Raw genomic sequence first — 5,099 nt, forward strand, 5'->3', positions numbered from 1 at the left:
CGGCCGAGCTGACGGCCACCCTCGCCGGGTACGCGCGGGTCGCCGCCGCCCTGTCCGAGCCGCCGGCCGCGCTCACCGGGCTCGGGCTGCCCCACCTCGCCGACCTGGCCCGGGAGGACCTCCTCCGGTGGGTCGAGGTCGCCGACGGCCGCGAGCCGCCACCGGTGTTGCCCACGCCGGTGCGCGGCCGGCTCCCCGAACTGGTCGCGCTGGAGTCCCGCCTCCCCACGTACGCCGCCACGGCGACCGGCCTGATCCACGGCGACCTGCGGGTGGACAACGTCCTCGTCGACGCGGGCGGCGACGCCTGGTTCTGCGACTGGACCTGGGCCTGCCACGGGCCGGCCTGGTTCGACCTGGCGGGCCTGCTCCTCACCGCGTACGCCGGCGGGCTGGACGCCGACAGGCTCTTCGCCGGGCACCCGGTGGCCGCCGGCGCGCCCCCGGACGCGCTGGACGCCACCCTCGCCGCCCTGGCCGGCTACTTCCTCACCACCGCGGCCTCGGCGCCACCGACGGCCTCGCCGCACCTGCCCGCGCACCAGCGGTGGAGCGGCGAGCAGGCCCTCGACTGGCTCGCCCACCGCCAGGGCTGGGCATGAGCCGGCAGTGCCCGGGTGAGGGGCGGGCCGGGAGCCGAACGGTGCCGGGCCCCTGAGCCGGGACTCCGTCCCGGACCGCTGCGGACCGAGCCGTTTTGGCTCGTCCCGGGCAACCTGGTAGCCTGGCTCTTCGCGCAGCGATGACGCATGCTTCGTCGCGCGCAACAAGCAGACCAACCCGAGCTATCAAGACGAGGCTGTCGCGTGGCGAACATCAAGTCCCAGATCAAGCGCAACCGGCAGAACGAGAAGCGCCGGCTGCGTAACAAGTCGGTCAAGTCGTCGCTGAAGACCGCCATCCGGAAGTTCAACGAGGCCGCCGAGGCTGGTGACGTCGAGAAGGCCACCAACCTCATGCAGGACGCCTCGCGCAAGCTGGACAAGGCGGTCAGCAAGGGCGTCATCCACTCGAACCAGGCCGCGAACCGCAAGTCCGCGATCTCCAAGCGCGTGGGTTCGCTCTCCGCCTGACGAAGCGGTCGCAGACCTGACCGGAAACCCCGGGCACCGTCCTGGGGTTTCCGGCTTTCTGCCGCTCTTCCGTTCCGCACCACCCGGTTCGGTACCTGTGCCGCAGTTTCCGGGTGACGCACTCATGAGTGCCGCACTCCTGGGTCCCGCACCCTCGGATCCCGCACCCTCGGGTGCCGCACTCTTGGGCGCACCCTCGGGTGCCGCACTCTCGGGTCCCGCACCCCTGGCGCCGGGCTCTCGGTTCGCATCACCCGGTGACGTTCTGTCCGCCGGGCTTTCGGCGTTTCCGTTGACGGTGGCGGGACTCAGGCCCTTTCACCGGCCCGGGTCCGTGGCAACGGTCAGTTCAGCGGGTCGGGGCGGTTGCGCCGCACGCCGAATTCGGTCTCCACCGGCCCCGACCACAGCTCCCCGGATCGGGCTCCCGGTTGGTCGGATCGGGCCCCCGGTTGGCCGGATCGGCCCGGCTCGGAGGGTTCCGCGTGCGCCACCGGCTCGGCCGCGATGACGACACCCTGCACGCTGTGCGTGACCCACTCCACCCTGGCCCGCCCGACCACCGGCTCCATCTGCCGGCGGAAGCGGTCCCGCTCCTGCTCGGGGACGAGGGCCGCGGAGCGGACCACGGCCGCGGCCACCATGTCGTTGAGCTTCACCATCACGGCCACCGTGGCGGGCAGGATCAGCACGGCCCACCAGGTGACCAGCTCGGCCAGGGCGAGCAGCGCGGCGAGCGCGACGGCACCCTCGAAGAAGAGGAAGCAGAGCACGCCGCCCGGGTTGACGAAGCGCAGCCCGAGAACGCGGGCATAGAGCGGTCGGTAGCGCTCCTCGTCGGCCGGGACGGCGGCCCACGACCCGCGGGGCGATCCGCTCACCGGGCGCCCTGCCGGGCGGCGGCGACGGAGAAGACGGCGCGCTCCAGCGCGTACGCCCGGTCGTCCGCCCCGCCCTTGACGGCCGCGTTGCACTCCGCCGCCGCCCGCATCGCCCGGACCAGCCCCTCGGGCGTCCATCCGCGCCCCTGACGCTGCGCCCGCTCGATCTTCCACGCCGGCATGCCCAGGCTGCTCGCCAGCTGGTAGGGGCTGCCCCGTCCGGCGGAGGCGACCCGGGCCACGGTGCGTACGCCGTCGGCGAGGGCATCGGCGATCGGCACCGGGTCGACCCCGACGTGCAGGGCCCAGCGCAGCGCCTCCAGGGCGGCCGGCACGTCGCCGACCATGGTGGCGTCGGCGACCGTGAAGCCCGTCACCTCCACCCGACCCCGGTAGTAGCGGGCGACCGTGTCGGCACCGATCCGGCCGTCGGTGTCGGCGATCAGCTGGGAACAGGCGGCGGCCAGCTCACGCAGGTCGTTGCCGACCGCAGCGAGAAGCGCCTCGGCGGCGTCCTCGGTGCATTTCCCGCCGGCGCGGCGGATCTCGTCGCGGACGAAGGCCACCCGGTCGCGGTGCCCCTTGAGCTTGGCCACGGGTACGACCGTCGCGCCGGCCGCCTTCAACCCGTCGGCGAAGGCCTTCCCCTTGGCCCCACCGAGGTGCAGCACGACCAGCTGCACCTCCGGGTCGGGGTTCTTCGCGTACGCCAGCAGGGCGCCCGCCAGGTCCTTGCGGGCGTCCTGGCCGGAGCGGAGCACCAGGACCCGCCGCCCGCCGAAGAGCGAGGGGCTGAGCATCTCGGCGATCTCGCCGACGGTGAGGGAGCCGGCCTGGTACTCGCGGACGTCCACGCCGGGGTCGACGCTGCGGACCCTCGCGACGGCCTCGGCCACCGCGCGCGTGGCGAGCAGCTCCTCGTCGCCGAGGACGAGCAGAATGGGAGCGAGGCTGGCGGCGGTCACGCCGCCCATATTCGCACGGCCGGTGGCCGGATCCAGCCTGGTCATCCGCACTCCGCTGGCGGAGCCCGCACTCAGTGCAAATCCAGACATTCAACTCACTCCACCGCTAAAGCCGATAATAGGCATCGATTTACTGGCGCTGTCGTCCCGGCGGCGCGCCCCGCGCCACGACCGCGAGACCCGACCGCTCCACCACCGCCGCCACGTCCCCGTCCGTGTCCGTGCGCAGCACCCGCGTACCGCCGCGGGCCAGCCGCCCGAGGACGGCCGGGTTGGGGTGCCCGTAGGTGTTGCCCGCCCCAACCGGCACCAGGGCGACCGCCGGACGGACCGCGTCCAGGAAGGCGGCGTCCTGATAGGCGGACCCGTGGTGTGCGACCTTCAGCACGTCGGCCCGCAGCCCGCCCGCCGGCACCGCCTCCAGCAGGGCCCGCTGCTCCTCGGTCTCGGCGTCACCGGCGAGCAGGATCCGCACCCCTGAGATCGTGGCGGAGAGCACCAGGGAGTTGTTGTTCGGATCCGACCGGGTGCTGCGGAGGGGGTGGGGCGGGCCGACGACGACCAGGTCGAGGGCACCCTCCCGGTACCGCCAGCCAGCCGGGCCGGCCACCACGGCCGCCTCGTGGGCCGCCGCCTCGGCGTGGACCAGTTGCCGCCCGGTCGCCGGCTCCGGCCACTGCGGAGTGAGCACGGTGCCCACCCGCCGGCCCCGGAACGCCCCCGCGACACCGCCGGTGTGGTCGACGTGGAAGTGGCTGAACACCAGCAGCGGAATCTCCCGTACGCCGAGCCGGCGCAGGCAGCCGTCCACCGCCGCCGGGTCCGGCCCGGCGTCGACCACCACCGCCCGGCCGGCGGCCACCGGCAGCACCACGGCGTCTCCCTGGCCGACGGCGCAGGCGGCCACCACCCAGTTCGCCGGCGGCCAGCCGGAGGCCACCAGCCGCACCGGCAGGGCGCCGGCCACGACGGCGACGGTGACCACCGCCACCAACCGGCGCACCAGCGGGTGCCGGGCGGCCACCAGCAGCGCGACGGTCAGCCCGGCCAGCAGCAGGGCCCCCGGCAGCCCGTCCGGCCACGGCAGCGTCCCCGCCGGCAGGCGTGCCCCGTGCCGGGCCACCGTGACCAGCCACCACGCCGGCCAACTCGCCAGCCAGGCCACGAACTCCGCCCCGGCCGGCCAGACCGGCGAGACCGCCGCCGCGAGCACGCCGAGCACCGTGGCGGGCGCGATCGCCGGCACCGCGACCAGGCTGACCGTGCCGGAGATCCCGGCCACCACGGGGGCGCAGGCCAGCTGCGCGGCGGCCGGCACCGCCAACGCCTCGGCGAGGCCGGGCGGCACCCCCCGGCGGCGCAGGGCGTCCCGCCACCGTGGGGCAAGCAGCAGCAGCCCACCGGTGGCCAGCACGGAGAGCGCGAAGCCGGCGTCGCCGGCCAGCTCCGGGTCGACCAGCACCAGCACCGTCACCCCGGCGGCCAGGGCCGGCAGCGCCGCCCGGGGACGGCCGGCAGCCAGCGCGAACAGCCCGATCGCGCCCATGGTGGCGGCGCGTACCACGCTCGGCGAGGGCCGGACCAGGACGACGAAGCCCACCAGGGCCAGCCCGCAGAGCCCGGCGGCCAGCCACGGGCGGGCGCGCGCCCACCGGGCCAGCAGCAGCACGGCACCCACGACGATGGCCACGTTCGAGCCGGACACCGCGTTGAGGTGGGTCATGCCGGTGGCGAGGAAGTCCTCCTCCACGGTGGGCGGCAGCCGGCCCGTTTCCCCGACCACCAGGCCGGGCAGCAGGCCGCCCTGCTCGTCGGGGAGCGGCGCACAGGCCCGTTGCAGGCCGGCCCGGAGCACACCCGCGGCCCGCTGCGACGTCGGCGCCGCCCCGTGCGTCACGGGCGGGTCGGCGGTGCTCAGCACGGCGGCGGTGAGGTCGCCGCCGCGCGGGGCGGTCAGCCGCCCCTCGGCGGTCAGCCGCTGCCCGGGCAGCAACCGCCGCCAGGCCGGGTCGGTGGCGAGGACCAGCACCCGCACCGGCGCGCTGACCCGCTGCCCGTCGGGGCCGGTGACACCGCTCAACCGGGCCGCCACCAGCAGCATGGCCGGACGTCCGGCGGCGCCGCGTACCGGGCGGGGATCGTCTCGGACCACCAGGTCGGCGGTGACAGTGGCACGCGCC

5 protein-coding genes are annotated in these 5,099 nt (G+C 75.4%); 2 read left to right on the forward strand and 3 right to left on the reverse strand.

Annotation, left to right across the window (positions count from 1 at the left end):
• A partial coding sequence (locus NCC78_RS27315) for a phosphotransferase (protein WP_250798058.1) occupies positions 1-602 on the forward strand: 602 nt, incomplete at its 5' end.
• A gap of 204 nt (positions 603-806) precedes the next feature.
• A complete protein-coding gene (rpsT, locus tag NCC78_RS27320) occupies positions 807-1,073 on the forward strand; it encodes a 30S ribosomal protein S20 (protein WP_250798059.1) in 267 nt (88 codons plus the stop codon).
• Positions 1,074-1,417: 344 nt separating this feature from the next.
• Here rpsT and NCC78_RS27325 read toward each other — a convergent pair whose 3' ends face one another.
• From NCC78_RS27325 to NCC78_RS27335, 3 genes are all read right to left on the reverse strand, one after another.
• A complete protein-coding gene (locus NCC78_RS27325; protein WP_250798060.1) occupies positions 1,418-1,954 on the reverse strand; it encodes a hypothetical protein in 537 nt (178 codons plus the stop codon).
• Positions 1,951-2,928: a DNA polymerase III subunit delta gene (holA, locus tag NCC78_RS27330; protein ID WP_250798062.1), complete on the reverse strand. Its 978-nt coding sequence runs from the start codon at positions 2,926-2,928 to the stop codon at positions 1,951-1,953. The genes NCC78_RS27325 and holA overlap by 4 nt, the downstream gene beginning before the upstream one ends.
• Positions 2,929-3,049: 121 nt before the next feature.
• The coding region (locus NCC78_RS27335; protein WP_250798061.1) for a ComEC/Rec2 family competence protein at positions 3,050-5,099 on the reverse strand (2,050 nt) is incomplete at its 5' end.

It is taken from the genome of Micromonospora phytophila, from assembly GCF_023656545.1.
Classification (GTDB): Bacteria; Actinomycetota; Actinomycetes; order Mycobacteriales; family Micromonosporaceae; genus Micromonospora; species Micromonospora phytophila.